Source organism: Wolbachia endosymbiont of Wuchereria bancrofti, assembly GCF_002204235.2.
Taxonomy (GTDB): domain Bacteria; phylum Pseudomonadota; class Alphaproteobacteria; order Rickettsiales; family Anaplasmataceae; genus Wolbachia.
Genome location: NZ_NJBR02000011.1, coordinates 1 through 775, shown reverse-complemented (window position 1 = coordinate 775; position 775 = coordinate 1). Strand labels below are relative to the sequence as shown.

General features: G+C 30.7%; 1 pseudogene. It reads right to left on the bottom strand.

From position 1 onward, the window contains the following. Positions 1–81: 81 nt before the first annotated feature. Positions 82–775, bottom strand: a pseudogene (locus CCY16_RS05460) (hypothetical protein); the annotation flags it as partial.

Genomic DNA, 775 nt, shown 5'->3' with positions numbered 1-775 from the left:
TCATTGATCTCTACTCTTATTTCCTTTTCTTCTTCTCCATCTCCATCTTTTATCTCTGTACTGTTAGGGTATAAATAGACACTAATCATTTCCTACTTTGGTAGCAAAAAACATTTCAATACCACCCCGTAAGACATCTATATAATTTCTTTTTTCTCCTTTTAGTTTTTTTTCAACTCTTATTATACTCTCCTCAACATAAAATATATAGTGTTTTAAGCTTAACTCTTCTACTTTTGGGCTATTTACAACTTTTACAACCTCAATAATGACATCTTGTGGATATTTTATATAAAAATAGCAGTTATCTATGTCTACCACTAAACCATCTTCTTGAATTTGTGTATCCTTATTTACTATATCTTCACATGCTGGATTCTCTAAGTCGCTTTTAACCTTCTCACATTGTGCAGAGAGACCATCAACAAAGTCTTTATTATAAGTTACATGCCCCAACTCACCACCATAGAAGTCATCTCTTTTTATTTTTCCACCTTTTGATAATAAACTACTAATAATGTTTTTCACAACTCCTAAACTTTTATTCTCTATTACCTTACCTATATTGCTATTGTCTTGATTTGCATCACTGTAGGAAATATCCTGACCTCTCAATGTATGCGTTTTACTGCTAGGACATAGATCTTTACTATTAGTAACGTCTATTAATGCCTCAAATATTAAGTCTGTTACAGTTCTACTATACCTATAACATAAATTAGCCTTATCCCTTAAGCATTCATCTAATATGTCTTTAACAAACTGTAAATTAATT